Genomic DNA, 232 nt, shown 5'->3' with positions numbered 1-232 from the left:
TCCTCGACGACCCGGCAGCGGTGGCGGAACGAGGCTGACCCCGTCGCGAGGTCGCCCCGGGGCGTCCCGGATGCCGGACCACACGCGGCGGGGTCGCACGGCGGCTGCGGAACTCCGGCCCCTCGTCGGCCAGGGCCGACACCCGTGTTCCAGCGACCGGGAAACTCCGCGCGCGTCCCGCGCCCGCGGGGGCGCCGCCCCGGCCGGACCGCCCGTCCCCGCGCCCCCTCAC

This window comes from Streptomyces pseudogriseolus, assembly GCA_002154585.1.
GTDB classification, from domain to species: Bacteria; Actinomycetota; Actinomycetes; order Streptomycetales; family Streptomycetaceae; genus Streptomyces; species Streptomyces pseudogriseolus.
The sequence above is the reverse complement of the archived record's forward strand: the minus strand, read 5'-3'. Positions refer to the sequence as shown.